We start from the raw sequence: 2,963 nt of genomic DNA, 5'->3' as shown, positions 1-2,963 counted from the left end.
CGCTGAATACCATGCTGCCCGCGAAGAGCAGGGGATGGTTGAAGCGCGTATCCGTGACATCGAAGGTCGTCTGCAGAACTCGGTGGTTATCGATGCGTCCTGGTCGAAGGAGGTCAGGCCCTTGAGGTAGTAGGCGTAGTCGACGTTCGGGTGTTGCGGGTGCAGACGGATGAAACGCTCGGCGGCGGACTTGGCGGCTTCCGGCTCGGCGTTCTTGTAGTTGGCATAGATCAGCTCGAGCTGTGCCTGATCTGCGTAACGACCGAACGGATAACGCGATTCCAGGGCCTTGAGCTTGGCTGTGGCGCTGGTATAGCTGTTGTTGTCCAGGTCGGTCTGCGCCTGCTGGTACAGCTCGACCTCGCTCAGGTTTTCGTCAACGACTTCCTTCGATGAGCAAGCAGCGGTCAGTGCGAGGATGGCGATCAGCAGCAGGTGTTTCACTTGCATGGCGGCTTGCGTCCCTATGACGGCCGCTGTCTTGGGCGGGGCCGTCCTGTTATGATGAGCGCCCCGTTGAAAAGCCTCGGGGCAAAAGACGCCGTATTTAACCACAAGCGCGCAGCCGAAACCAAAGGCTGTGCCGACGCCTAGTCCGAGCATGTCCGATAAAATTGAACTTCGCGCAGAGGTGCCGTCCGAACTGGGCGGCCAACGCCTCGATCAAGTCGCCGCCCAATTATTCGCCGAGCACTCGCGCTCGCGCCTTTCCGCCTGGATCAAGGACGGCCGCCTGACTGTGGATGGCGCGGTCATCCGCCCGCGGGACATCGTCCATGGTGGCGCGGTGCTGGAACTGACCGCCGAGCAGGAAGCCCAGGGCGAATGGGTCGCCCAGGACATCGAGCTGGATATCGTCTATGAAGACGACGACATTCTGGTCATCAACAAGCCTGCCGGCCTGGTGGTCCACCCCGCCGCCGGTCACGCCGATGGCACGCTGCTCAATGCCTTGCTGCACCATGTCCCGGACATCGTCAATGTGCCGCGCGCCGGCATCGTCCACCGCCTGGACAAGGACACCACCGGCCTGATGGTGGTGGCCAAGACCATTCAGGCGCAGACCCAGCTGGTGGCCCAGCTGCAGAAGCGCAGCGTCAGCCGCATCTATGAATGCATCGTGATCGGTGTGGTCACCGCCGGTGGCAAGATCAATGCGCCGATCGGCCGTCATGGCCAGCAGCGCCAGCGCATGGCCGTGATGGAGGGTGGCAAGCAGGCCGTCAGCCATTACCGCGTGCTCGAGCGTTTCCGTTCCCACACCCATGTGCGGGTCAAGCTGGAAACCGGTCGTACCCACCAGATTCGCGTGCACATGGCGCATATCAACTTCCCATTGGTCGGCGATCCGGCCTACGGCGGTCGCTTCCGCATTCCGCCGGCGGCGAGCCCGACCATGGTCGAGTCCTTGAAGAACTTCCCGCGCCAGGCGCTGCATGCGCGCTTCCTGGAGCTGGATCACCCGACCACCGGTAAACGCATGAGCTGGGAATCGCCGTTGCCGGACGATTTCGTCTGGTTGCTGTCGCTGCTCAAGCAGGACCGCGAGGCATTCGTCGGATGAGTGACTGGCTGATTCCTGACTGGCCTGCGCCGGCCAGGGTCAAAGCCTGCGTTACCACCCGGGCGGGCGGCGTCAGCCTGGCGCCGTTCGACAGCCTCAACCTGGGCGATCACGTCGACGACGATCCGCAGGCGGTAGCCGAGAATCGCCGGCGCCTGACCGAGGTTTTTTCCATAAAGCCCGCCTGGTTGCAGCAGGTCCACGGCATCGACGTGGTCGAGGCCGATCCTGCGGTCGTCGCCACCGCCGATGCCAGCTGGACGGCCACGCCAGGTATTGCCTGCGCGTCCATGACCGCCGACTGTCTGCCTGTGCTGTTCTGCGACCGCGCCGGTACCCGTGTGGCGGCTGCCCATGCCGGATGGCGCGGGTTGGCGGCCGGGGTGCTGGAGGCGACGCTCGACAGCCTGAACCTTGCCCCTGCGGAGGTCCTGGTCTGGCTAGGGCCGGCCATCGGTCCGCAAGCCTTCGAGGTCGGGCCGGAAGTCCGTGAAGCCTTTGTCCGCCACTTGCCGCACACCGAGCAGGCCTTCGTGCCGAGCCACAATCCCGGCAAGCTCATGGCCGACATCTATCAGCTGGCCCGCCTGCGCCTGGCGGCCCGTGGCGTCACCGCCGTGTATGGCGGTGGTTTCTGCACCGTGAACGATCCTCGTTTCTATTCCTACCGCCGCAGCCCCCGCACTGGCCGGTTCGCCTCCCTGGTCTGGCTGGAACGCTAGACTCCTCTGACCTGCATCAAGCGGCAAAGGCTTGAATCTTCCAGAATCGACCGCATCTACAGGGGTATCTGGCAGGTTTCTCTATTCAGGTGTGTCCATCGCTCCGGCCTGCTCAAAAGGAAGGTGACTAATGCGTATAGACCGATTAACCAGCAAGCTACAGCTGGCCTTATCCGATTCTCAATCCCTGGCGGTCGGCCTCGATCATCCGGCCATCGAGCCGGCGCACTTGATGCAGGCGCTGCTCGAACAGCAAGGCGGTTCGATCAAGCCGCTGCTGATGCAAGTGGGCTTCGACGTCAACAGCCTGCGTAAAGAATTGAGCAAAGAGCTCGACCACTTGCCGAAAATCCAGAACCCCACCGGCGACGTGAACATGTCGCAGGATCTGGCGCGCCTGCTGAACCAGGCCGATCGCCTGGCGCAGCAGAAAGGCGACCAGTTCATCTCCAGCGAGCTGGTGCTGCTCGCGGCCATGGACGAAAACAGCAAGCTTGGAAAACTGCTGCTGGGCCAGGGCGTCAGCAAGAAAGCGCTGGAAAACGCCATCAACAACCTGCGCGGCGGCGAGGCGGTGAATGACGCTATCACAACGCAATCGTCTACACCGCCTGGTCCCACGGTTATCTGCCGGAATTGATCAACAAGGTGGCGCGCAAGGCCGTCGGCGAAAAACG

At 62.8% G+C, this 2,963-nt stretch carries 2 protein-coding genes and 3 pseudogenes; 4 read left to right on the top strand and 1 reads right to left on the bottom strand.

The annotated features are described in order from the left end of the window. Positions 1-75 precede the first annotated feature (75 nt). A pseudogene (gene bamD, locus ACQKQA_RS29985) lies at positions 76-450 on the bottom strand (outer membrane protein assembly factor BamD); the annotation flags it as partial. Between the two features lie 151 nt (positions 451-601). Here bamD and rluD point away from each other — a divergent pair. The 4 genes and pseudogenes from rluD to ACQKQA_RS29965 all read left to right on the top strand — a co-directional run. After that, positions 602-1,564, top strand: coding sequence for a 23S rRNA pseudouridine(1911/1915/1917) synthase RluD (gene rluD, locus ACQKQA_RS29980; protein ID WP_427564759.1), 963 nt, complete (start codon positions 602-604; stop codon positions 1,562-1,564). Next, positions 1,561-2,286 (top strand): peptidoglycan editing factor PgeF, encoded by a 726-nt coding sequence (pgeF, locus tag ACQKQA_RS29975; RefSeq protein WP_427564758.1) that lies wholly within the window; start codon positions 1,561-1,563, stop codon positions 2,284-2,286. Before rluD ends, pgeF begins: the two co-directional genes overlap by 4 nt. Before the next feature lie 130 nt (positions 2,287-2,416). Beyond that, positions 2,417-2,887: pseudogene (locus ACQKQA_RS29970) on the top strand (Clp protease N-terminal domain-containing protein); the annotation flags it as partial. Beyond that, a pseudogene (locus tag ACQKQA_RS29965) lies at positions 2,869-2,963 on the top strand (histidine phosphatase family protein); the annotation flags it as partial. The pseudogenes ACQKQA_RS29970 and ACQKQA_RS29965, both read left to right, overlap by 19 nt.

It is taken from the genome of Pseudomonas sp. NPDC089530, assembly GCF_050280705.1.
GTDB lineage: Bacteria > Pseudomonadota > Gammaproteobacteria > Pseudomonadales > Pseudomonadaceae > Aquipseudomonas.
The sequence above is the reverse complement of the archived record's forward strand: the minus strand, read 5'-3'. Positions and strand labels throughout refer to the sequence as shown.